20 protein-coding genes and 1 pseudogene are annotated in these 25400 nt (G+C 37.5%); 2 read left to right on the top strand and 19 right to left on the bottom strand.

The window, feature by feature from the left end:
- Window positions 1-20 precede the first annotated feature (20 nt).
- The 12 genes from GEZ89_RS03520 to GEZ89_RS03575 form a co-directional block, all read right to left on the bottom strand.
- Complete coding sequence (locus GEZ89_RS03520) at window positions 21-899, bottom strand: F0F1 ATP synthase subunit gamma (protein ID WP_045763457.1); 879 nt, start codon at window positions 897-899, stop codon at window positions 21-23.
- A 15-nt stretch (window positions 900-914) separates the two neighbouring features.
- Window positions 915-2420 carry a F0F1 ATP synthase subunit alpha gene (gene atpA, locus GEZ89_RS03525; protein WP_000996628.1) on the bottom strand — a complete coding sequence of 502 codons (1506 nt, stop codon included), beginning with the start codon at window positions 2418-2420 and terminating at the stop codon, window positions 915-917.
- Between the two features lie 14 nt (window positions 2421-2434).
- Window positions 2435-2971 (bottom strand): F0F1 ATP synthase subunit delta, encoded by a 537-nt coding sequence (locus GEZ89_RS03530; protein ID WP_049549329.1) that lies wholly within the window; start codon window positions 2969-2971, stop codon window positions 2435-2437.
- Window positions 2971-3465: a F0F1 ATP synthase subunit B gene (atpF, locus tag GEZ89_RS03535; protein ID WP_153224986.1), complete on the bottom strand. Its 495-nt coding sequence runs from the start codon at window positions 3463-3465 to the stop codon at window positions 2971-2973. Before atpF ends, GEZ89_RS03530 begins: the two co-directional genes overlap by 1 nt.
- Window positions 3466-3478: 13 nt before the next feature.
- Window positions 3479-4192 (bottom strand): F0F1 ATP synthase subunit A, encoded by a 714-nt coding sequence (gene atpB / locus GEZ89_RS03540; RefSeq protein WP_153224987.1) that lies wholly within the window; start codon window positions 4190-4192, stop codon window positions 3479-3481.
- 34 nt (window positions 4193-4226) lie between these two features.
- Window positions 4227-4427 carry a F0F1 ATP synthase subunit C gene (locus tag GEZ89_RS03545; protein ID WP_001054552.1) on the bottom strand — a complete coding sequence of 67 codons (201 nt, stop codon included), beginning with the start codon at window positions 4425-4427 and terminating at the stop codon, window positions 4227-4229.
- A 228-nt stretch (window positions 4428-4655) separates the two neighbouring features.
- A complete protein-coding gene (locus GEZ89_RS03550; protein WP_153224988.1) occupies window positions 4656-4967 on the bottom strand; it encodes a CHY zinc finger protein in 312 nt (103 codons plus the stop codon).
- A 13-nt stretch (window positions 4968-4980) separates the two neighbouring features.
- Window positions 4981-6267, bottom strand: a complete 1287-nt coding sequence (locus tag GEZ89_RS03555; RefSeq protein ID WP_006150948.1) for a peptidase U32 family protein — start codon at window positions 6265-6267, stop codon at window positions 4981-4983.
- 125 nt (window positions 6268-6392) lie between these two features.
- Complete coding sequence (locus GEZ89_RS03560; RefSeq protein WP_153224989.1) at window positions 6393-8603, bottom strand: ComEC/Rec2 family competence protein; 2211 nt, start codon at window positions 8601-8603, stop codon at window positions 6393-6395.
- Complete coding sequence (locus GEZ89_RS03565) at window positions 8587-9228, bottom strand: helix-hairpin-helix domain-containing protein (RefSeq protein WP_075231238.1); 642 nt, start codon at window positions 9226-9228, stop codon at window positions 8587-8589. The genes GEZ89_RS03560 and GEZ89_RS03565 overlap by 17 nt, the downstream gene beginning before the upstream one ends.
- Window positions 9229-9293: 65 nt before the next feature.
- Window positions 9294-9863, bottom strand: a complete 570-nt coding sequence (locus GEZ89_RS03570) for a GNAT family N-acetyltransferase (protein ID WP_075231239.1) — start codon at window positions 9861-9863, stop codon at window positions 9294-9296.
- A 162-nt stretch (window positions 9864-10025) separates the two neighbouring features.
- The gene (locus tag GEZ89_RS03575) at window positions 10026-10640 is read right to left on the bottom strand and encodes a hypothetical protein (protein ID WP_153224990.1); all 615 of its coding nucleotides are present in this window, start codon (window positions 10638-10640) and stop codon (window positions 10026-10028) included.
- 179 nt (window positions 10641-10819) lie between these two features.
- Between GEZ89_RS03575 and ald the strand changes: the two genes are divergently transcribed.
- Window positions 10820-11932, top strand: a complete 1113-nt coding sequence (gene ald, locus GEZ89_RS03580) for an alanine dehydrogenase (protein ID WP_153224991.1) — start codon at window positions 10820-10822, stop codon at window positions 11930-11932.
- A 352-nt stretch (window positions 11933-12284) separates the two neighbouring features.
- Here ald and GEZ89_RS03585 read toward each other — a convergent pair whose 3' ends face one another.
- Window positions 12285-18860, bottom strand: coding sequence for a S8 family peptidase (locus tag GEZ89_RS03585; RefSeq protein WP_153224992.1), 6576 nt, complete (start codon window positions 18858-18860; stop codon window positions 12285-12287).
- A 424-nt stretch (window positions 18861-19284) separates the two neighbouring features.
- Here GEZ89_RS03585 and GEZ89_RS09550 point away from each other — a divergent pair.
- Window positions 19285-20271 (top strand): annotated as a pseudogene (locus tag GEZ89_RS09550) (transposase).
- On the opposite strand, the gene GEZ89_RS03600 reads toward GEZ89_RS09550, so the two are convergent.
- From GEZ89_RS03600 to trmFO, 6 genes are all read right to left on the bottom strand, one after another.
- Complete coding sequence (locus GEZ89_RS03600; RefSeq protein ID WP_153225011.1) at window positions 20230-21216, bottom strand: PhoH family protein; 987 nt, start codon at window positions 21214-21216, stop codon at window positions 20230-20232. The pseudogene GEZ89_RS09550 and the gene GEZ89_RS03600 sit on opposite strands and share 42 nt — an antisense overlap.
- A 207-nt stretch (window positions 21217-21423) precedes the next feature.
- Window positions 21424-21639 carry a YozE family protein gene (locus GEZ89_RS03605; RefSeq protein ID WP_153224995.1) on the bottom strand — a complete coding sequence of 72 codons (216 nt, stop codon included), beginning with the start codon at window positions 21637-21639 and terminating at the stop codon, window positions 21424-21426.
- Between the two features lie 7 nt (window positions 21640-21646).
- Window positions 21647-22501 carry an RNA-binding virulence regulatory protein CvfB gene (gene cvfB, locus GEZ89_RS03610; protein ID WP_153224996.1) on the bottom strand — a complete coding sequence of 285 codons (855 nt, stop codon included), beginning with the start codon at window positions 22499-22501 and terminating at the stop codon, window positions 21647-21649.
- 60 nt (window positions 22502-22561) lie between these two features.
- Complete coding sequence (gene frr, locus GEZ89_RS03615; protein ID WP_001262232.1) at window positions 22562-23119, bottom strand: ribosome recycling factor; 558 nt, start codon at window positions 23117-23119, stop codon at window positions 22562-22564.
- A gap of 9 nt (window positions 23120-23128) precedes the next feature.
- Window positions 23129-23863: a UMP kinase gene (gene pyrH / locus GEZ89_RS03620; protein ID WP_000433488.1), complete on the bottom strand. Its 735-nt coding sequence runs from the start codon at window positions 23861-23863 to the stop codon at window positions 23129-23131.
- An 86-nt stretch (window positions 23864-23949) separates the two neighbouring features.
- Window positions 23950-25284 (bottom strand): methylenetetrahydrofolate--tRNA-(uracil(54)-C(5))-methyltransferase (FADH(2)-oxidizing) TrmFO, encoded by a 1335-nt coding sequence (gene trmFO, locus GEZ89_RS03625; RefSeq protein WP_322741476.1) that lies wholly within the window; start codon window positions 25282-25284, stop codon window positions 23950-23952.
- Window positions 25285-25400 lie beyond the last annotated feature (116 nt).

Below are 25400 nucleotides of genomic sequence, written 5' to 3' on the forward strand. Positions count from 1 at the left end.
TTGATATGAGCAGGATGGCTTTATTCTAAAGCGCTAGCTCCTGCCACGATTTCTGTGATTTCTTGTGTAATCGCCGCCTGTCTAGCACGGTTATACTGGATTGTCAAATCATTAATCACTTTTTTTGCATTATCAGTCGCTGTTTGCATGGCTGTCATACCTGCAGCATTTTCAGCTGTCTTGGCATCAATAATAGCACCATAAATCATACTTTCTGCAAACTGTGGTAGCAATTGATCCAAGATTTCTTCACGACTTGTTTCAAGGTCAAAGGTCAAGCTATAGTTATCATCTGCTTCATTTGGATCCAAGTCCACGATTGGAAGCATCTGTTCTACACGCATTTGACTTGTCAATGTATTCACGTGGTGGTTGTAGCAAACGTAGAGCTCATCGAAAAGTTCGTTTTGATACATTTCAATCGTTTTTGTGATAATCTTACGAACTTCATCAAAACTTGGTTGGCTTGCAAGTCCACGCAATTCATAGATTGGTTGAATACCGCGTGATTTGAAGAAATCGGCTCCCATACCACCAATACAGATGACTTCAAAATCATCACCTGAAGGATGGTATTCTTGCTGGATTTCCATGACAGCTTTTAAGATTGAAGAATTATATCCTCCAACAAGACCACGGTCAGATGTAATGACGATATAGCCTGTTTTTTTGACGGGGCGACTAATCAACATTGGGTTTGTTGATCCGCCAGCGCCATCTCCGTGAAGGATATCTGTAACCAGTTTACGTACTTTTTGTGCATAAACTTGGAAGTTACGTGCTGCTTCTTCAGAACGACCTAACTTAGCTGCAGAAACCATCTGCATTGCGTTAGTGATTTGACTAGTATTTTTTGTTGAGGCGATTTTTGTTTTAATATCATTTAGAGATACTGCCATCTGACACCTCTATTCTTATTGGAAGCTTGATTGATTGAGAAACTCAGTAATCGCAGCATCCAAGACTGCTTCATCTGGCAAGTCTTTTGTTTCACGAATGGTTTCCAAAATCTCAGGATGTTGAGCATCAAAGAACATATGGAACTCTTCTTCGAAACGAACGATATCGTCTACAGGAATTGTATCCAAGAAACCATGGGTCAAAGCATAGAGAATAGTAACTTGTTTCTCAACAGGTAATGGTTTGTGAACAGGTTGTTTCAATACTTCTACAGTACGACGACCACGGTTCAATTTAGCCTGAGTAGCCGCATCCAAGTCAGAACCAAATTTAGTGAAGGCTTCCAACTCACGGTATGAAGCAAGGTCGATACGGAGTGTACCAGCAACTTTCTTCATGGCCTTAATCTGTGCAGAACCACCAACACGAGATACGGAAGAACCTGCATCAATAGCTGGACGGATACCTGCATTAAAGAGTCCATCGCCAAGGAAGATTTGTCCATCTGTAATAGAGATTACGTTTGTAGCGATATAGGCTGAGATATCTCCGGCTTGTGTCTCGATAAACGGAAGGGCTGTGATAGATCCTCCACCCAATTCATCCGAAACTTTAGCTGAACGTTCAAGTAGACGGCTATGAAGGTAGAAGACATCCCCTGGGAAGGCTTCACGACCTGGCGGACGACGGAGCAAGAGAGAAAGTTCACGATAAGCTACCGCTTGTTTAGATAAGTCATCATAAACGATCAAGACATGCTTACCTTGGTACATAAATTCTTCGGCCATAGCAACCCCTGCATAAGGTGCAAGGAAAAGCAATGGAGAAGGTTGTGAAGCTGACGCTGTCACGACGATTGTGTAATCCAAGGCTCCGTACTGGCGAAGTGTTTCTACTTGTGTACGAACTGTTGATTCTTTTTGACCAATCGCTACATAGATACAAATCATATCTTGACCTTTTTGGTTCAAGATTGCATCGATAGCGATGGTGGTTTTCCCTGTTTGACGGTCACCGATAATCAACTCACGTTGTCCACGACCGATTGGAACAAGGGCATCAATAGCTTTCAAACCAGTTTGCAATGGTTCTGATACTGATTTACGTTGCATTACCCCAGGTGCTGGTGCTTCAACTGGACGAGTCTTGTTTGTGTCGATTGGACCAAGCCCATCTACTGGACGACCAAGTGGATCCACGACACGTCCAATCAAGCTATCACCAACTGGAACTTCCATGATTTTCCCTGTACGACGAATGGTGTCGCCTTCGCGGATATCTGTAAAGTCTCCAAGGATAATAATACCAACATCAGTTGATTCTAAGTTTTGCGCCATACCATAAGAGCCGTTTTCAAAAATCAACAACTCTCCACTCATGGCATTTTCAAGGCCATGAGCACGCGCAATTCCGTCACCGATGTAGGTTACAACACCAGTTTCAGTCACATCAAAATTGGGTTTGAAATTTTCAATTTGTTGCTTAATTAAAGCGCTGATTTCTTGTGCGTTAATTGCCAAAAGAACACCACTTTCTATTTCAAATTTTCCTTAACAACTTTAAGTTGTTGTTTAATACTAACATCAATTGTCTTGTGATTGGCGATAATAACAAAACCACCGATTAAACTATCGTCGATTTCTTCTTTAATGCTACGCACTTTTAAAGACATCTTTTTCTCTATAATTGGAAGCAAACGTTCTTTTTGTTCATCCGTTAAAGGATGAGCAGACATAATCGTTACTTCAAAACGATTCGTTTCTCTCTCAAGACGGTTTAAACAATCTACAATCACATCATAAAAAAGATTTGATCGATGATTGTACAACAGAACTTGAATGAAGTTTTGTAATAATGGCGATGCAGAATCTTGGAAATAACTGACTGTTTTTTCCTTGTCAGACTCATCAACATCTACCTGAGCCAAAAAAGAAGGCAAGTCTGTTTCTTCAGCGACTTGCTTAATCTGGGTCAAGTCTGAGAAGATAGAATCTTCTTCTCCTTTTTCAATCACCAATTGGACAAAAGGCATGCTGTATTTTTCAATTACCTTTACTGTCTTTTTGTCCATTAAGCTTCTCCTAGCTGATCGATATACTGATCAATGAGTTCTTTATGGGCATGACCGTCAAGGTTTTGTGAGATAATTTTTCCAGCTAGACTAACTGTCAAATCTGCTACCTCACCTTTAACGCTTTGTAAAGCCTCAGCTTTGTTTTGCGCAATTTCTTGGTTAGCTTTTTCTTTCAAGCGGCCAGCTTCTAGCTTAGCTTCAGCCAGAATATCTGATTTGCTCTTTTCAGCTGTCTCCTTAGCATTTTCGATGATAGTTTTAGCTTCGCTTCGGCTACCTGCTAATTCATCTTCACGCTTTTGAGCAAGAGTTTCTGCTTTTTGACGAGCTTGTTCAGCACCATCAATATCAGCAGTAATCTTTTCTGCTCGTTCTTCGAAGACACTTGTCAAGTTTGACCATGCGAATTTTTTGACTAAGACGATCAAAAGGATAAAAGAGCCAGCAATTAAAATAAAGTTACCAATCAATTCACCTACTGTTACGTGCATCATTTACTCCTTTCTACTCTTCATCATTAATTTTATTTCCTAGATACATAGAAGACAAGACTGTGAATACATAGGCCTGAACACAGGAAATAAACACAGAAAATGCCGTCCAGACAAGATTGGTAACAAATGCGACTGGATACCAATAAAGTGCCTGATGAGAGAGAGTAATCAGCAAGCTTGCCATCACTTCTCCGGCAAAGATATTCCCGAACACCCGCAAGGCAAGTGATAGGAAATTCGTGACTTCTTCAAGGAGATTCATCGGTGTCATGAAACCTGGGGTTACAAAACCTTTTAGATATTTTTTAACACCGCGACGACGAATTCCTTCAATATGGGTCATCAGGATAATTCCGAATGACAAAGCCAAGTCAAACTGGAGATTTGCTGTTGGCGATGTCCAAAGGTTTGTCCCATCTGTAGTTTGAAGTTTCGCCATCAAACCAAGATTATTTGCGATAACCATAAAAAGAAATAAACACAAGTAAAAGAGTGAGTAATCTTTCATGTACCGTGAACCTACGTTAGGTTCTGTAAATCCGACTACAAAGTCATAGAGATACTCGAGTACATTTTGCTTTCCTTTGGGTTTTACAGTCATATTACGACTTGCCCAATAGATAAAGCTAAAAATAAGTGCCACAGACAACAAAGTCAATGCTGTCAAGGTTAAATCAAAGGTAACAGGACCAATATTGATGGTTGGATTGATACTTTCTTCCATCTAGAATCCTCCCTTTTCCATTTTATACTTCTCTTTATTTGATGATAAATGAAAATACGAGAGTTACAAAGAATGTTCCTTCGATAAAGGCGATCCCCATGATCATCAAACTACGCAATTGTGGGATGATATCTGGTTGGCGTGCTGCAGATTTGAACAAACCGTTCATCAAAAATCCTTCTGCAAGAGATACACCCATACAGGCAAGACATAGACCGAAAAATGTTAAATTCATGACGAATTCTCCTTTTTTAAATAAATTTACTTCCCTAGTTTAGTCCTAAAATTTGCTTTTGTCAACTTTTTACTAGCATTGAAAGCGTTTCTAATCATTTATTTCTATTTTTACGATTTTCAAGTCAATTTTATAGAAAATTTTAATGTCTTTTCAGATTGTTTTCCTTATCTTTCCTGTTTTTCTGAAAACAAAAATCCAAGTTTTACAACCTGGATTTATCGTTTCTTATTTAAAATAATAGGAATGGTGACTCTGGCAAGCTGGATTAAAGAGTGCTGCACAATAAGGACAGCTCCCCTTTTCTCTATACTCCTCATAAGTTAGTGTCTTCTTACAGGAACCACATAAGATGGGTTTATCCTGTTTAAGTCTTAAAGGGTAGGGAGAAAATGTGTGTGTTTCTAATGCATTGTGGCATTGATAACAAGCATAGTATTTCTGACACTCATAACACTGGAGCGCAACGATATCTTTGTCAGTATGATAATGAACACATCTGCTTTCATCATCTACCAGTAATCCCTGAGCTTGAACCATGATTTTCCCTTATCTAGGCACGAACAGTAACGCTTGTTCCATCTTCTTTGTAAAGATTGATCAAGCCTTCTTTCAAAGCACGCACCATATCACCTGCTTGTACTGGTTGAGGAACCTTGATGGTCAAGAGTTCCATTGGGTTTGGTGCACGGTCGATTTTATTTCCTTTTGAATCATGAAGGTCTTCGATATAAGTTTCAAAATGGCGGAAACCTGGGCCATAAAACTCAACTTGGTCTCCTTCGTTGATAACGTTACGTTGGCGAATAGTTGCTGTTTGTGTTGCATCATCATAAGCTACTACTTCAGCAACAAATTTGTATTCTGGAATCTTACGACGAGCACCGAACAGTTGTTCATTTTCAGATGGTGTCCCGTAGTAGAAACCTGTGGCCAATTCACGTTGGGCCACCTTCCACATTTCATCAATCAAGTCTTGCTTGATAGCTTCAAACTTTTCAGGACTTTCGAGGTAGGCATCAACGGCAGCCTTGTAGCAGTTTGTAACTGTTGAAACATAGTGAATAGACTTCATACGACCTTCAATTTTAAGACTGTCCACACCATTTTCAATCATATCTGGGATATGATCAATCATAGACATATCAACGGCTGACATTGAAAATTCTTCAGGAATTTCTCCCTTGAGACTCTTACGCTCTTTACCAAATGGCATATCGTAAAGGTCATATTTCCAACGGCAAGATTGTGAACATCCACCACGGTTGGCGTCACGCATACTCATATGGTTAGAAAGCGTACAACGACCAGAGTAGGAAATACACATCGCACCATGTACGAATGCTTCGATTTCCACATCTGTACGTTTTCGGATTTCTGCCAGTTCTTCCATGGAAACCTCACGCGCCAAAACAACGCGAGTCAATCCAAGTTCTTTCCAGAATTCAAGAGTTTCATAGTTGGTCGCACTAGCTTGTGTTGAAAGGTGGATTTCAAGTCCTGGTGCTTCTGTTGCTGCAATCATGATTAAGGCAGGGTCAGAAACGATAACCGCTGCAATACCAATATCACGCAACTTACGGAACCATTCTCCGGCACCTTCTTCATTTCCTTCGTGCATAACCATATTAGCAGCCACATATACCTTAGCTCCATACTTAGCCGCGAACTGAACTCCTTCTTCCATTTGTTCGAAAGTGAAGTTACCAGCACGGCTACGTAGACCATAGGCCTGACCACCGATAAAGACAGCATCTGCTCCGTATTGAACAGCTACTTTTAGTTTTTCAAGAGTTCCTGCAGGTGATAGAACCTCAGGACGTTTCAAAGTTTTTGTCATTTTTTCTCCTATTTGCAATATAAAAGTTTGACACCAATCTTAACTATTTTATAGTAAACAGGGTTCAAAATCAAGCCTTGAATGATTGTTTAGACAATTTTAATGTTTAGTTTTCTCTGAAAACGTTATTGAACAGTTTCAACATTCCAAGTAGTCCATCCCTTGAAACGAATGGCGCCCTTTTGATTCGTTTGGTATATAGAATTCCCAAGTTCTTGGTTACTTTCCCCATTTTTTTCTTTGAATTTTTTCTTCTTGTCTACCGAAATAACCGTGATTTTTGGGTGTACATTTTTGAAGATTTCGATATCTGTCTTTTTCTTCGATGCTTGCTGATGAGTTATCACTACATCTGCTTGGAGTTTTGGATAATGACTCGTTAAAAACTTCTCCTCTATATTTCCAGTAACTAGAAAGGTTTGGTTTAGTAACTTTCCATACATTGTAATTGAATCATTTTTATCCTTATTTTGAGTTTCGATTACTTCCAAACTACTCCCAAAAACAAATAAGCTGTCTCCTTTTTTAATTGAACGTAGGTTGACTTTTCTCTCCTTCAGCTTATCCATAAATTCTCTTTTAGATAATGTTTCTTCAGTTACTAGGATCTCTTCAAGCTCGAAGGCTTTACTCATTTCTAACACATGATCTAACTGCTTAGTATCACTAGTCGTTAAAACCAGCTGATCAATCTTGGCCACTCCTCGACTTTTCAGATAAGGAATTAAACTACGTTTGGCATTGCTGGTAATAGCTTTCTCCTGCCAGACTTCTTTCTTTTCAACTGCTAGCTTTTCACCAACATCCAGTAGTATGGTCTTTCCTGTCATGTCTCTTAGGAAAATGCTTCGTCCCTGTTCCATATCTAGGACTGTGATTTCATTTTCTAGTGGATGCTTGGTTACTAAAAAGAGTGAGATGGCAACTATAACAAGTATAGATATTTTTTTCACATTCTTTCGATAGTCGTAGATGAGAGCTAAAGTAATCAAAAGAAGGATTAAAATCCAAAGACTCGGCTGACCAAAAACAAGAGGTCTCGTAGATAGCTGAGAAATATATCGTATGATGTTTTCTAGCCATTCAAATAGAAAGTTGAACTGGGTGATGGGATATATAAATGACAGACAGAAGAGAATCGATAAGAGTGGTAACAGAACCATATCAAATAATAATGAAAAAGCAAAGGTCAAAAGAATGGACCACGGTTGAAATTCAGAAAAGTAAAAAGATAAAATTGGCAGAATTCCCAAGGAAATAATACAACTCTCTCTAATCAAACCTTTTATCCCTGCTACTTCCTCACCAGTCATTGTCAGAATAAAGGCATACGCACAGGAAAGAACTCCCCCAGCAGTTAAGAAAAAGTTCGGTATGATTAAAAATAGAATAAGAATCGTTAAAGCAAAATTATCCAGTGACTTAAAGCCATGCTGAGCCAATAGCTTTTGTAGAAGACTACGAATAACTGAAGCTGAAAATCCTGTCAAGCCTGCATAAAACAAAGAAAAGGGATAAGTTAGCCATTTGAACTTCTCTTGTGTCAAGCCCAATCGCAAGAGTGACTTTTTAAAAGCATCCATGAAAAATCCCACTTGCATTCCAGATAAAGCAAACAGGTGAATAATCCCTAGACTGGAATAAAGTTCGTTCATTTCCTCAAAGTCTGTATCTAAGTGTCCCAATAAAAGACCTGTCATATAGTTGCGCATGGGGTCAGGAAAATTCCGTTTAATCCAGACAACTGCTTTTCTTCGCAAACTAGATAGATTTTCTCCAATATCCCAACTGGAAATTTGCTTTAATTCCACAATTTCGGATATGGTTAAGGTCTGATAAATTCCTTGCGTTTTGAGATAGTTTCGATAATCAAAACCCGCAAAATTACTGGCTCCTTGAGGACTAGCTAACTTGCCTTTCACAACCATTTCATGCAGATCAGACAACTCTTGATATTTTTCCTTTTCAGCTTCTGACTGGAGTTTATAATAAACCTGAAAGAGTCTGCCCTCAGCCTTGCCACGAAAAGATAAGCTATCTCCATTTACTTTGATGGTATCCGGTAATATTCGCACTGTATCAACCGTGTCTACAAGATTCCGATTGGCTTCTTCTTGCTGCCATTTTTGAAAAATAAACCAACTCCCAAATATGCTGCAAATCAAGAGGACCTTGGTTACCGTCTTCCATGGAAATTGGAAAAAGAGGCAGACTAGTAAAAAGACAAAGCCCAAAAGTGCTAAGAAATTTGCTGAAAAGATTGCATAATAGAGCCATAGCAAAAGAAAACTAAGATAGATTTTTGGAATTGGAAAGCGACTAATCCACTGTAACATACTCTTTTAACTTTTCTATCGTTTTTGCACCAATACCAGAAACCTTTTTGAGCTCATCAACTGACTTAAACTTACCGTTGGAATCACGATGGTCAATAATATCTTGAGCACGTTTAGCACCTAAGCCTTTGACTTGTTTCAGTTCCTCTAAACTGGCTTTATTGAGATTGACTTTCTTATTTTCCTTGCTGTTAGAAGCATTTGATTGTGTTGCTTGACTGGTAGCTTCTTCCTTAGTTGGAACATAGACAAGTGCTTCGTCACTAATTTTCTGAGCAAGATTGATAGATTTATTGTCTGCATTATCTGTCAGTCCACCAGCTTTTTGAACAGCATCATTGATACGACTTCCAACTGGCAAATCATAAATCCCTGGTGTTTTGACAGCCCCTTTGACATCGACAGTAATCAGATCTTGCTCCACTACTTCTTCCTTCTGATTTCCATCTTCCTTTTCATCCGTCGAATCCTTTGGAACAGCTATAACTTCAGACTGCAAATTACTTTCCTTAGCAGGTGTTTGAGCGACTGGTTTTAGGAGGAAAAATCCACCCAAGACCAAACCCAAACTAACACAGATAACGATAATTTTATATTCTTTGATTTTCTCAATAAGTTCTTCCATATTTTCTCCTCTCTTAGCTTATTCGTAAGAGAAAGAAAAAACAGCTGAAAAATCTTTTCAACTGCTTACTTATTTGCAAAATAATCCTCCTTGGTTAAAATGTAATGTACACGTGTTACAATTCGTCCTGGTTCTTTATAGTCCATTCTAGCATATGGTTCTTCGTGGGAGAAGTGCATACCTGATTTCTCCATGACTTTTCCTGACGCAGGATTATCCTTATCGTGAAGGGCCGTCAACTTATTCATCCCAATCTTTTCAAAAGCCAGTTCAATTACAGCTCTGTTGGCTTCTGTCGTCAAACCTTGATTCCAATATTTTTGATGGATAATATAACCAATGGCTGCCTTCTTAAGAACAGTGTCCATCTTGTGCAGGTCAATAGTTCCGATAAACTCTCCAGTACTTTTTAGTTCAATTCCCCATCGCCCCAAGGGATTGGCTAGATAAAACTGGGCAATATTATTCTTGGTTTCCTCTAAACTTTGATTGGTTGGAAAAGTATAGCGTGTATTTTCTATATCTGAGGCATACTCAAACATAGCTTCTGCATCATCGAGCGTTACTGGTCTAAGCACTAAGCGTTCTGTTTCGATAATTGGATGCTTAGCTAGTTTGATAAATAGTGATTCCATGATTACACCTCCGAAAATAGGTTGCTAAAAGAATAGCATAAAAGAAATAGGTTTACAAGTTTTTCATGTGGATAATGAAAAAAACACTTCTTTCAAAGATATTTTCTAATTATAAAAATGTTACTCTCTTAGTTTCATTCATAAACTTCCAATTATTGTTACCTATTTTCCAAATAAATCTTTAGTAATTAAGGGTAATCCTCCAAAACCTATAAAGCCTGTGTTCCTATCGTCAAAATAACCTTCACGAAATAAAACTATTCCACCACTACCAACCACATTTTCAATATACTCGCTATTTTCAGCTATTATCTTTGAAAAACCTGACTGTAAAAAAGTTGTAACTTCAAGTCCCTCTGGCAACAATAATAAATGAGCCGTTTGTTTTGCTAGCAAGATTGAAACAATATCTGGAACAGACTCTCTACCTAATATTTGAATTCCACCAAAAAATTTCACTTTATGATTTTTCGTAATCATAATCTCATCAGAATAAATTGAATTTCTAACTTCTAGGTGTTGCTTTTTTAGCAATTTCCAAAGTTTATAATATTGGGATATTCTAGTATTATCATTAAAGTAATCATCTCCTAATACTAAATATAGATTAAATTTATTTTTAGTTGAATAATCATATAATTGCGAAATCAAATACTGTAAATACTCCTCCCTTCTTCTATAGTCACCAATAATCTCCCATCGTCCCGCATAGATATTAAATGCGGATGTAAAGTGAATAAGAGAAGAATCTATATTGGCATCTTCATAAATAATCACGCAGCTTGTCCCTCACTAAATTAAGTTTATTTTCTAAAAGCTTAACAAAAAATACAATACAAATCAATAATTTCCCTTGCCTTTTAAAACGGTTTCATATACAATAAAGTCATCACAAAAACTCTAAAGAATGATGTGATACAAAAATTGAAACAGCGTAATAGAAAGTGAGTTATCCTATGCTAATTGGAATTCCAAAGGAAATTAAAAATAATGAAAATCGTGTTGCTCTGACACCTGCTGGTGTACAAAGTCTCGTTGGTCGTGGCCACCGTGTCCTTATCGAAACAAATGCTGGACTTGGATCTGGTTTTACTGATGCTGACTATGAAATGCAAGGAGCAGAAATTGTCGCAACTGCTGCTGAAGCCTGGGCTGCAGAATTAGTTGTCAAAGTAAAAGAACCCCTTGCTAGTGAATATCAATTCTTGCGTGAGGATTTACTTCTCTTCACCTACTTGCACATGGCAGCTGCTCCAGAATTGGCTGATGCTATGCTTGCAGCTAAAACAACTGGTGTTGCGTATGAGACAGTCCGTGATACTCAAGGACAACTTCCTTTATTAGTTCCAATGAGTGAGGTTGCTGGTCGTATGGCTGTCCAAATCGGAGCTCATTTCTTGACGAAACAAGCTGGCGGTTCTGGTGTTCTCTTGGGTGGTGTTCCTGGTGTTCCAAAAGGAAAAGTAACCATTATCGGTGGTGGTGTCGTTGGTACACACGCAGCTCGCATCGCTCTTGGTTTGGGAGCTCAAGTAACCATTCTTGATATCAGTGCTAAACGTCTCTCTGTCCTAGAAGATGTCTTTGGCCACCAAATCCAAACACTCATGTCTAACCCATTTAATATCGAAGCAAGTGTGCGTGAAGCAGATGTTGTTATCGGTGCTGTCTTGATTCCTGGTGCCAAAGCTCCGAAATTGGTAACAGATGAAATGGTCAAACAAATGCGTCCTGGTTCTGTCATTGTTGACGTTGCTGTTGACCAAGGTGGTGTTATCGCAACAGCTGACCGTGTGACAACTCACGATGAACCAGTCTATGAAAAACACGGTGTTCTTCACTATGCCGTTGCTAACATTCCTGGAGCTGTTGCTCGCACATCTACGATTGCCCTTACAAATGTGACTCTTCCTTATATCGAAGCCTTGGCAGGTAAAGGATTTAAGAAAGCTATCCTTGAAGACGCAGGCTTGCTTGAAGGTGTAACAACCTATCAAGGATATCTCACCAGCCAACCAGTTGCAGAAGGCTTGGATCGTGACTTCACTTCAATCAGTGAACTTGTCTAAAATAATTTATAAATTTAAACTACAAAAATAGAATGCTACGTAAAAACTAGCTTCTAAATCTCAAAAACGAGCATTTCCGTTCTTGGAGATGCTCGTTTTCTGATGTCATGGTTTATAATTTAAATTTTGGTAGACTCTATTTTCTAATCAACGTGATCCATATTTGTCAACACTAACCCTTTCAATCAATTCATTACTTACCTAAACTAAGTCCATTCATAAATCCAAAAAGGGTATCAATATCAAAGCAAACTAACTATTTGAGTTAAAAATGGCTATTTTCACAAAACTGTTTCATCATCACACTAGCTAATCTCAGTACGTAAACCAATTTTTTATCTATAGCTTTTTCTTAATCTTGATCTTTTTTCTTTAATCCAAGAAATGCACCTACAGTAAACATTATTCCGGCAACCAATGACGTGAAGACTTCGCTAACTGTTCCGGTTTTTGGCAACCTATCATTGTTAGTAGTTGATTTACTATCAATATTGGTATGTTTATTATCTATGTTCTCTAGTTCATTAAGATAAACTTCCTTCTTATTTTCAAAGTTTTTATCATTTTCATCAGGAACTATAACTTTGACATCCTCAGTTGAATCAGATCTTTGACTTTCATCTAATTGACTATAATTTACTTGTACAGGAACTGTAGCTGTGACATCCTTAGTTGAATCAGATTTGTGTGAATGATTTTCTCTTTGGAAATCCTCTTTTCTGTGACTTTCATCTAATTGATTATGATTTGCTTGCACCTTATCTTTCTTTTTCGATACATCAAAAGTAGGTTTATTTTCCTCCTCCTTTTTCTCCTCTATTTTCTTGAATACAGGTTTTATAAGGATATCTTTTGACACATTAATAACATAGCCAACGTCTTTTTTCCCTTCGACACCAGAAATTTCCCAACCATCAAATTGATAGCCTTTTTCTAATTTACCCTTATAGACAGGTAAAATGAAATCTTCTTCCGACACTATCGTTGAACTCATTTCTTTTCCATTTTGAATGGTCACAGTCACCGTATGAGCTTTTAATTCGCTCACCTCTCCCGTATCTTTGTTTAAAATGAATTCTTTTACGGTCGTATTTCTTGCAAAATCTTTTACAACAATCTTAATGTTTAGTGTCTTATCTGTTAGTTGTTTAATATCATCAAATGATTTATATTCTTTTCCATTTACATAAATATGTTTGTCTTGAATCTCACCATCGAATCCATTATTTCTTTTATCATTGATGTTAAAGACTACAGATTTTCCGTCAGCATATTCAATACTAGTATTTCCCTTAGGATCAATGTTTACTTCGGGTTTGACATTATCATATAAAAATTGATAGTGTACTCCAACCGCTTTCGCATTCAAATCGCTATAGCCAGTTTTAAGATAAACATTTCCATCCATATCTGTTACCTTATCTGGGAATCCGTTTGCTTTATAGTCTTTCATTCCCCAGTCCATGATGTCACCGTCTTTAACATTAAGCTTAACGTTAAAATCTCTAGTGTTATCAATGTGTAAATCTCCGTAGATTAAATAATTATCTACAACAGATTCATTAACTCTCAACTCCCAGTTAAAACCACCCTTATCAGAAATCTTACCTCTTAAATAAAATTCTGGATTTCGTACATAAATTTTATTAGATTTAGATGGATTAAAGTAGTTCTTGTCCATTGAAAGGTTTACTGGTTTTGCATCAATAAATAACGTAGAGCCATCTTCTTTTATAGCTTCTACATTGGACTTATCCTCTCCAGTGTACTCTTTATCATCTTTACCAAATAATACAAGTTTAGAAGGATCTGTTACAAGATTTCCATCTTTATCGATTGCCTCCCCTTTATCGTTCATTTTAAATCTAAACACTTGATACCTTACAATGTTAAAGCCGTCCAAAGCCGACATTAATACGGATTGAGTACTTCTTCCATCTTCAACATTTCTACTATCAGCATAAATTATTTTTTCTGATAAGGCTCTTAGATTAGGATTGGCCTTTTGTATTTTTGCTATATCTTCCTTGCTATAGACTCCATTTCCTTCTAACATATCCGTTTTTCCAGGATTATAGGTAGTCACTTTTAGTGCATAGCCTTTTCTCAGAATGATATTATCCTTTAATAGATATTGTTGTTTTTCTGAATCAGAATAGATTTTACCAGATTCCATATCCGTTAAATTGTTTGGTTTATTTTTTGAAAGATCTCCTTCTCCTAATTCTATTACATTCCCATAACTTGATGCATAGGGATATTCTGCTTTAGTTTCCTTATTTTTTTCAGGCATTCTAATTTTAGTTTCAGCTTTTGTCTGATTATCATCTTTAACAAAGAATCTCATATCTCCTGCAAAAGCTAATCCATCCACAATATCATTAATATTAGCGTATAAATCAAATGTCATCGTTTTTGAGTGGGAATCATACTTGGTCGTTTTGATTTCTATAGATTTATAATTATTTCCATAATATACCTTGGCATTTTTAGAAACATTACTTATCTTTCCAAGAATTTCAAAGTGTCCATTTTTAGACGGGCTTAGAACACCATAAATTTTTGATTTGATTTCGTCAAGTTTTTCAGTTTCATATTCTAAGGCACTACCATCGTCATAAGCAATGATATTTCCCTTATCATCGTATTTATAATCGTATTCTTCTGTCCTCTTACCAGTTTCACTTGTAAAGTCATCAACTTCTCTAAATTTCTTTTTAATGAGTTTCTTCAAGTCTTTACTTTCAAACTCTCTAATTGTTGAAATCGTTTTATGAATAGTCAAGCTAGATTTTTCTTCGATAGATTCTTCATTTTCTTGATGATGTTCTACCTCAGTTGTATCTTTTTTAAGACTATCCTCTTTTCTATTTTCTAAATTTTTAAATTTAGATTCGGAAATCTCGCCAAGTTTTTGGTATTTAGATGAATCCTGATCAGGATCTACTAGATAATAGGAAATCATTCCCTTTTCATCAGCATGATCAGCAAATTTAATTCTATGAATCTTTGTGAAATTGCTAGATCCATCTAATGCAATGACTTCAATGATTTTTCCTCTTAAATCTCCTGCACCATTAATTTCATAAATGGTATTTCCGTCTTTGTCAAGTTTCCTATTTCTTCCTTGACCCTCACCTGCATAAGTTACTTCAAGATTTTTCTCAACCTCTCCGTCTTCATTAACAAGAGCGGCACCAGCATACCAAACTTCGTTTGCAATCTCATCAAATTTTTCAGGATGTTCTTTTTGATCTCTCGCAAATAGGGTTTCATTCTTGTATTGATCTTTTATCTTATGATAAGTATCCTTTGTAATCAACTTAATTTTTTCAGGATTTGAAAAATCAACCGAAACAATCTTAGGGGCTGTGTTATCAATTTTTACAGGAATATAGGAAACCTGCCATGGATAATCTTTAGTTAATCTATATTTAAATTTATAGAAATATTGACCTTCTGCAATTGGTTCAAATTGACCTCTTATCTTAGTAGCAGGATCTTGGTTATTCTTACTTTCTGGTGCATTTTCTTCTCTACCTCTAGGGTTATAGATGAGTCCATCCCACTTCAAGTCACCCCAAACTTTTAGTTTTGAAGATTTGATTCCCTTTGCATCATTTCTCTTAGAATTTAAAATTCCTTTAATAAAGTGTTCTCTCGAAATGACTTTTAAGTCTTTTTGATTTTCTCCCTCTTTATTTGTATTTACTATTGAAATCAATCCTTCTTCTGCACTTCTTAATACAAGTGGAGAAGGTGTTAATCCTCTCTCAAGTTGAGCATCTTGAGGATTTCCATTTGAATCTAAAGGATAAATTTTAGCAATATTAGAACCACTTGATGATGGTGCGTTGATCCCTTCGTTATTGAAAGCAAATAATTCTGGATTTTGATCTAGGGATGTTGTATTTTTATCTTTTCTATTTTGTATAACTCCTGCTGGATTAAATTTATCTATACCATGTTCTCCACCAATTCCCTTATTTAAGGTTCCTGGAATTTTTGGTTTACCATCATCATCATAACCTTCCATTGTTTTTGATTTTGATCCTTCTTCCCAGGCCCATTTATCAAGGATTGGTTCATGGTTCCAATTCCCAGCAAATCCCATTAGAGGCATCGATAAAGAAGGTTGGAAGTTTATTTTCTTCCCGTTAGAGTTTAGAGCTTCCATTTCTTCCACTGATTCAAAATGAATAAATGATTCTACAAATTTATTTTTATTTTTAGCCTCCCCAACGTTTATAACCGCATTTAAATCAAAGCTAGAATTTGGGGCTATAGTGAAAGTGTCATGCTCAAATGTGATATTTGCATCTTTTACTTTCTCTGGGTGAATTTCTGGAACAATTTGCTTCCCATCTGGAGATTTTTCATCTTTGTATGTTTCATCCAGTTTTAGTCTATTAGTTAGAGCGTCTGTAGTTACCGCTGATGCTGAAACTTTAAAGGTTAAAGGTCTGTTTGATGTATTGTGAAGCTTAATTGTAAAGTATTTTTTATCTCCTTTTATTTCTTTAAGAGAAATAGAACCATAAGAGTTTACCAAACCTTTAGAATCCGTGTTTTTAAAAGTCGCTACAACTTCATTTCTCAAAGCATTGGCAACATTAATTAGCCCTGCTCCCTGTTGTCTAGGTGATGCAAAGTATTGACTTTTTTCTTTCCAAGAAGTCGCATCCATCATAGGCCGTGCAGTATTTTGTAGGGCAATTTTTGTAAGACTTGTAAGGTCTATTTTGTCATCTCCCTTAAGATTTTTCAAGGCAGGTCTTTCAAGCATTTCCTTTAACTTTGGTCTAATCAAAACAGTAGAAGCTGCCACGATAGGAGTTGCCATACTAGTCCCTGACATATAACCATAAGTTGATTTCCCATTAATGACATTGAGAGTGGATTTAATGTTTTTACCTGGTGCTGAGACATCAGGTTTTAAAAGCAAATCTGTTCTCGGTCCCCAAGATGTGGATCCTGCTGGAACTATGACATCTTCTTTATACAATTCTTTGTCTGTGTCAGGTGCAAACTTAAAGTCAATCTCTTTTTCATCACCTACATTCGGTTTATTAGAATTATAGCTGGCCATATCAATTGGATAGTATTGCTCCAATTTATCTTTGAAATCTTCCTTACTATTTCTTTTAACCTCCGTTTTTTTATCAGGATTAATCATGTTCCATAGCTTTACACCATCATCTCCTGAAATTGAAAATACTTGACTTTTAGTCCCTTCATCCGCTTCATATCCCATGGCTGGAAGCTCTGTCCAATTATCTCTATTGTAATAATTGACAGTATTTACAACCATAATGGCGCGTGCACCCTTATCCGTTGCTCTTTTAAAAGCATCTTTTAAATCCTTGGTATAAATTCGATCCATTACTGCAATTTTGCCCTTAAGATCCAATCCTATCAAATCTTGGTCTTGACCTTTGCCTATATATACAAATTTCAATTTATCAGGAGCGTTTGAACCATCTTCATTTGTTGTGATTTTATTCTTATCGAAAAAGGCCCCTATATTTCTGTATTTAAAACTTTCTCCACCTATGTTAACTTTATCAAACTCAACTGTTTGATTTTTAGCAGAAGCAACTGCTATCGCATCTTCATGTGCTGCAGTTCGTGTTACATTTCCAGTGTCGGTCATTTTCAGATTATTATTTGCCACTAAATCCCATGAAGAACTTGAAGCAGAAGTCGCATAGTTACCCGTAGCTACAACCATTGGAATGCCTGCTTTTCTTAACGCTCTAATAGCTTCCCAATATTTCTCACCTACAAGACCTGTTCCTGTAAAGCCAGATGATACCGAAACAACATCGACATTGTGTTTGATCGAATCTTCAATAGCATGAAACATTGTTTCATCTCCTGCGAAGCCAGATCCTGCGTCAGAGTACATTTTATAAGAGAAGATCTGTGCATTAGGAGCAATTCCATCTATTCCGTTAAAGTTTTTAATATCTTTTTCAGTATCATTTCCCGCAAGAATCCCTGCAATATGCATTCCATGTGGATCAAAATAATCGCTTCCATCATCAGCTTTTTCTACAGTGATTTTACCACCATTATAATAATTGAAAGCATGAGGGATTTTGTCACTCAACCAGAAATTTTTATCAGTACCTTTTAAGTCTTCTTTTTTGAATCTCATTGAGCCTTTAGCATCATCATCAATCCTCATGGCCTTATGCCTATAGTCTGTCCCGGTATCGATATTTGAAATGACCATACCTCTACCATCAAAATTTTTACCAAATGGAGCATTGATAGATTTTAGGTAATCAATTGCCTCTTCAACTCCAATTTCCTTCCTAGCATGATTCATCATTGGCTGGACTTTTTGTGATCGTTCAACCGATGAGATACCTTCTATTAGTTTAATTTTGTCCAGATTATCTGGAGTTGTTTCTATTGCAACACCATTAAAAACCGTATCATAAGTATATAAAACTTTTGTATCCTTAAGATTGGATAATTCCTTGATTGCTTTTTCTCCAGATTCTTTATCTTTAAATTCAGCAATATAGACAAGTTTATCCTCTTTTTTGGGACTTTCTGAGTCTTTACTTGCAGACAAGTCCGCTTTATCTCCTTGGGATTGATTGGAATTTTCTTCTTTGATTTTTGCTTCTTCATTGCTAGTGTTATTGTCTATCACAGGATTTTTACTAACAACTTCTTTTTCCTCAATGACTGTTGTTTTCTTCTCTTTAAAATCCTGTGAACTTTCCATATCTATATGAATATCTTCATGTTTCTCTTTATTTTCTGTTTCCTTATCTACTGCTACTTTTTCTTTATCAGAGATAGTTACAGCATCTTCAGAACTAGATGTTTCTGCTAAGACTACCTCGTTAGGGACATATGCTGCTAAAATAACTGCAGCTGTAGTTAATGACAATACTGTACTTTTTTTCATTTTAATTCCTTACATATTTATTTAACTTCCGATAGATAGAAAACTTTAACTTTGCTAGCCTTTGTTATAAAAAGTTTTACTAATACTCTTCGAAAATCAAATTCAAACTGCGTCAACGTCGCCTTGCCGAATATATGTTACTGACTTCGTCAGCTCTATCTACAACCTCAAAGCAGTGCCTTGAGCAACCTGCAGATAGTTTTCTAGTTTGCTCTTTGATTTTCATTGAGTATAAGTATTATCTAGGAAATAGAGTAGTACATTTATATATAATTGTTAACTCTCTGAAAAATAGTATATCAATTAAAAAAATTTAAGTCAAGAAAAAATTAACACAGGTTAATTTTTTTATTAATGTGTGTTAATTTTATAAAATCCAAAGCTTTCGTGGTTAACTGGAATACATTATAAATACATTCACACCATCAAAAGTAGTAGCAATCAAGTTGAACCACTACTAAAACCACCAAAAACTCAGTTAAGTTTGGAGGTGAATCTTACCTACGATATCACGAAGCGAGAATGATTAGCCTCTTTGTGGACAGTATTCCTAGTCAAGTTCTATTGGAAGAGACTTCCTACACTGGCCGCCCTGCCTTTCATCCAGCCATGCTCATGAAGATGATCCTGTTCGCTTATGCTCGTCAAGTGTTCTTTGGACGTAAAATCGTTCAAATGAACGAAGAAGTCATTCCCATGAAATGGTTCAGCCAAGATACCTATGTTAGCTATAAAACGATTAATAACTTCCGCTCCAGTAAACATGCCAACAACCTAATCAAAATTGACTAAAAAGTACTAAACGAGCACAGATAACCCAATGAACTGGGAATATCTTGAAGACACGGACCGGTTTATAAAGCCCGATGGCCTAGTTTATTCCTTTAAGAACTACTCTAGTCGAACTGATAAGGATGGCTTTCAACGTGATTTCAAGATTTACGAGGCGGATAAAGTTCAAGATACTCCTGAGTTAGAACAGTTAGCTAAAACAGATAGTGGAAATCAGAAACAAATCCATTATAATCCAACTTGGAATTACTTTAAGGAACTCCTTAAGCAAACATTACATAGTGAAGAAGGCTCTCGAATCTATGCAAAACAGAAAATCGATGTTGAACCCATTTTTGGTAGATTGAAGAGTGTTTTTGGCGTGCGCAGAGTGCGTGTCAGAGGTAAACAAGCTGTCGCAACAGAGATAGGATTCATCTTTATGAGCATGAATCTCACCAAGTTGGCCAAGAATCTAGCCTCTAAAACATCCACTATTCAAAAACCACACAGTGTTTCTTTCAGCTTGATTATATTCAAGACTGGAATCACTGTGTGGTTTTATTTAGAAGCTAGTTTTTACCTAGGTCCTTTTTCCTTATTCTCTTTCTTCTTCACTTTCTTCAGCTTTGACAGGTAGAGGTTCATAGGCTCTGATAATTTGAGCTACAACTGGGTGGCGAACCACATCCTTGGCTGAGAAATGAACAAAGTCAATCTGATGAATATTCTTGAGTTTTTCTTGAGCATCAATCAAACCTGACTTGACGTTCCGAGGTAGGTCAATCTGACTAATATCCCCATTGACAATCATCTTAGAATTAAATCCAAGGCGTGTCAAGAACATCTTCATCTGCATGATAGTCGTATTTTGCGCCTCATCGAGAATGACAAAGGCATCATCCAAGGTACGCCCACGCATATAGGCTAGAGGAGCAATTTCAATAATTTCACGTTCCATGAGACGGGTTGTTTGATCCTTCCCAAGAATCTGGTACAAGGCATCATAAACTGGACGAAGATAAGGATCTACCTTTTCCTTGAGATCCCCTGGAAGAAATCCTAAGCTCTCTCCTGCTTCCACTGCTGGACGTGTCAGTATGATTCGCTTGACTTGTCCACGCTTGAGGGCTGTTACGGCCAAAGTCACTGCTAAGAAAGTCTTACCTGTTCCTGCCGGCCCAATCCCAAAGGTCACATCGTGTTGCTTGACACTATCCACATAAAGCTTTTGACCCAAGGTTTTAACACGGATGGGCTTACCAGTATTATCCTTGATAATCTCTTCTTCATAGAGGGCGACAAACTTATCGATTTCATTATTCTTAACCATGGTAATGGCTGTCACCACATCCGGAGTTCCAACAGTCATTCCACGATTAACCAAGACCATTAAGGCTTGAATAACTTGTCGGGCTTCCTCACAAGCTGACTCCTCTCCCAAAACTTGTACAATCTCTGTACGAGCATGGATGATGACACCTAACTCATCCTCCATCAGACGAAGGTGGCGCTCATTGGACCCAAAAAGATGAAATAGGTCATCTGGATGACTCAGTTGAATATCTATTGAATGTTCCTTCAAACAAAGAACCTCTCTAATTCTCTTATTTCGTTTTATCATTTTTGTTTTCTTTTAAGAATGAAATAACTTTCAAAAATCCTAACACTCTGACAATTCTGGTAAACGATACTTGTCAAAATAAGGAAAATCCTCATAAAAGATAAACTGAATGACTATATTATAGCAAAGAGGCTGAGAAATTACTATCCCCAACCCCATCTAGTAGCCTTAATGTTCTAAATATTCCTGCCAGATACGATCGAAGTCTCCCATATTAAAGGAAAAGCTAGCATGTTCCTCTAAAAAACGACTGACTTGATCGAAATCATCTGAATGTTTCGGAAAGGCGGATTCTTCAAAGGCAAGATCCGCTAAAATTGCTTTGGGACTATTGCTTTTAGGATTGCGCTCGGTCATCAGCCAAGTATAAAATGATTTTCTCATAAGCCTCCTAAATCAACTCTGTGCCGAACTGATCTTGCTTGATTTTTCCAGCCTTCATCAAACCACCGAGTGCTTTTTTAAATTGACCTTTTGAAATACCGAAAGTAGCCTTAATATCATCTGGTGATGACTTATCATTCAAGGTCATGAAGCCACCATTGCTTTCCAAATAAGTCAAGATCATCTGCGCATCATTTTCCAACATCTCAAAAGAGCGTGGTTTTAAAGAGAGATTAAGCGTTCGGTCAACCTCACGGAATCCAATGACACGCGCATCTAAAACTTGTCCCAAACGAGGTTCCGCATAGCGCTCACTTGGATGGATAAATCCAAGCATGTTGTTCTCTGGTAAATAGACGAAGGTTCCTGATAATTTGAGACGGTAAACAATGGCAGGCCAATTTTGATTCTGCATGTTATTGTAGGCAGGACGTGCCAATCGTTGGAAATCTTCCTGATAAGCTAAGATTCCCCAGATACGGTCCTTCTTATCCACTTCTAGACGAATATAAAGTCGATCACCTTTCTTTGGCCAGAGTTCTTTAAGTTCAGGGAGAATATCTAGTGACACAACGATTTCCTTGTCTGGTAACCCTGTATCAACAAAAACCCCAAGGTCCTTACGAACCTCTGTTACGGTTCCCCAACCAAATTGTTCCTGAGTTGCAGTCACTTCTGTAGTAGTGAGACGCAATTTTTGCTTCATATCTGTGTAAGCAAAACCTTTGACCGTATCACCAACTGTATGCTGACCTTCTTCTTTAGCTAGGGCATATGTTTGACCATCCTTTTGAACAAAGTAAAAGCGGTCATTTTCATCGATGATGAGTCCAACGATAAAACTTGCAAGATTTGTATTCATATTTCCTTCTTTCGAATAAAACTCAGCCAGCAATGCCAACTGAGTTTTTCTGTTTATTTCTTAGACTTCCAAGATTTCTTTTTCTTTGTTGGCAGTCATTTCGTCGATGTGTTTAACAGCATCGTCTGTTGCTTTTTGAATATCTTTTTCAAGAGTCTTCAATTCATCTTCAGTGATTTCTTTAGCTTTTTCTTGTTTCTTAGCTTCATCCATAGCATCACGACGGATATTACGGATAGCTACTTTAGCATTTTCACCAACTTTTTTCACTTCTTTAGCAAGATCACGACGAGTTTCTTCTGTGAGAGCTGGGATTACCAAGCGAATAACAGAACCATCGTTAGCTGGTGTAATACCTAAGTCTGAAGCATTCAAAGCACGTTCGATATCTTTCAAAGATGATTTGTCAAATGGTGTTACCAACAAGACACGCGCTTCTGGGATTGTGATAGAAGCAATTTGGTTAAGTGGTGTTTCAACACCATAGTACTCAACGTGGATGCGGTCAAGCAAGCTAGCATTAGCACGGCCAGCACGAATACTTCCAAACTCACGAGCAAGTGAGTGGTGAGATTGGGTCATTCTCTCTTTTGCTTTTTCTACGATTGCGTTTGCCATAATGATTTCTTATTCCTTTTCTTCGATATTATTTGAAACTGTAGTTCCGATATTTTCACCAAATACAACACGTTTAATATTTCCTGGTTGGTTCATGTTGAAAACTACCAAGTCAATATCATTGTCCATTGAAAGTGTTGAAGCTGTTGAGTCCATGATACGGAGACCTTTATTAATCACGTCACGGTGAGTCAACTCTTCAAATTTAACAGCTGTCTTATCTTTTTTAGGATCAGCATTGTAGACACCATCAACCCCATTCTTAGCCATCAAGATAGCGTCCGCTTCAATCTCAGCTGCACGAAGAGCCGCTGTTGTATCTGTTGAGAAGTATGGTGAACCAATTCCCGCACCAAAGATAACAATGCGTCCTTTTTCAAGATGACGAAGGGCACGACCACGAACGTAAGGTTCTGCTACTTGTTGCATGGCAATGGCTGTTTGAACACGTGTATCCACACCAACTTGTTGCAATGAATCTGCCATCACAAGAGCATTCATAACGGTTCCAAGCATTCCTGTATAGTCTGCTTGTACACGATCCATTCCAGCTTCTGCTGCAGGTTCTCCACGCCAGAGATTTCCTCCACCAATAACAAGGGCAATCTCAATACCTAAGTTATGTACTTCTTGAATTTCTTGAGCCATTGCTTGAACTGTTTTAATATCAATTCCGACACCACGTTCGCCAGCAAGGGCCTCACCTGATAACTTAATCAAAATACGTTTATATTTGGGTTCCACCTGACTTCGCTCCTTTATTTTATTCAAACTATTTTATCACATTTTTTGAGAATTTTATAGTCTCATGAGTTATTCTTTTGAAAATTTTAAACGGATAAATAGTTTTCCAAATCAGCCAAGGCACGCTCTGCAATTTTTTCATAACGAGCCTTCTTATCACGAATGCGGTCGCCTTCCAATTCCTTGATAATTCCGAAATTGACGTTCATTGGTTGGAAGTGTTTACTGTCAGCATGGGTGATGTAATGGGCTAGACTTCCAATTGCTGTTGTCTCTGGGAAAATAGCCTCGCTTTCGCCCTTGAAAAGACGAGCTGCATTAATACCAGCTACTAGACCTGATGCCGCTGACTCAACATAGCCTTCCACACCCGTCATCTGACCAGCAAAGAATAGATTTGGCTGTTTCTTAGAACGATAAGTTTGCTCAAGAAGATTTGGTGAATCCATATAAGAATTACGGTGCATAACTCCATAGCGAACAAACTCAGCGTTTTCAAGACCTGGAATCATTTGGAAGACACGCTTTTGTTCTCCCCATTTAAGGTGAGTTTGGAAACCAACAATATTGTAAAGACTACCTGCCGCATTATCCTGACGAAGTTGAACGACTGCATAAGGTGTTTTAAAGTCACCATCACGTGGTCCTTTGTAATCATCTGGATACTCTAGGCCAACCGGTTTCATTGGTCCATAAAGCATGGTTTTGATGCCTCGTTTAGCCATAACTTCGATTGGCATACATCCTTCGAAGTATTTTTCTTTTTCGAAAGAATTCAACGGAGCTTCTTCCGCATTAACCAAGGCTTCATGGAAATTCATAAACTCTTGCTTGGTCATAGGAGCATTGAGATAGGCTGCTTCTCCCTTATCATAACGAGATTTGAGATAAACCTTGTTCATATCAATCGTATTAACATCCACAATAGGCGCTGCAGCATCGTAGAAATAGAAGCCATCGCCGTCATTAAGGGCATGAATTTTCTCAGCCAGGGCATCGCTAGTCAAAGGACCAGTCGCTACAACTGTAATAGCATCTGTTGGCAATTCTGTAATTTCATCGCGTACCACTTCAATTAATGGATGATTAGCAATTTTTTCAGTGACCATTTGAGAGAAACCATCACGGTCAACCGCCAGAGCACCACCAGCAGGAACACGCGTTGCTTCGGCGGATTCCAAGATTAGAGAACCTAGGCGGCGCATTTCTTCCTTAAGGAGACCAACAGCATTTGTAAGAGCATCTCCACGCAAGGAATTAGAACACACTAATTCTGCAAAATTGTCAGTTTTGTGTTGCGGTGTTGACTTGACACCACGCATTTCATAAAGCTTAACTGGAATACCACGCTCTGCGATTTGGTAGGCTGCTTCAGAACCCGCCAAGCCAGCACCGATAACATTGATATAAGATTGAGACACGACACTAATACCTCTTTGGGTGAAACTTAAGTTCATTCCAGAACAAGTCATTAGACTGTTTGACACCCACAAATCTTTCTATTTTTTTCTTATTCTAGTATAACAAAAAAAGGGAA

The organism is Streptococcus mitis (genome assembly GCF_009496285.1).
Classification (GTDB): Bacteria; Bacillota; Bacilli; order Lactobacillales; family Streptococcaceae; genus Streptococcus; species Streptococcus mitis_BP.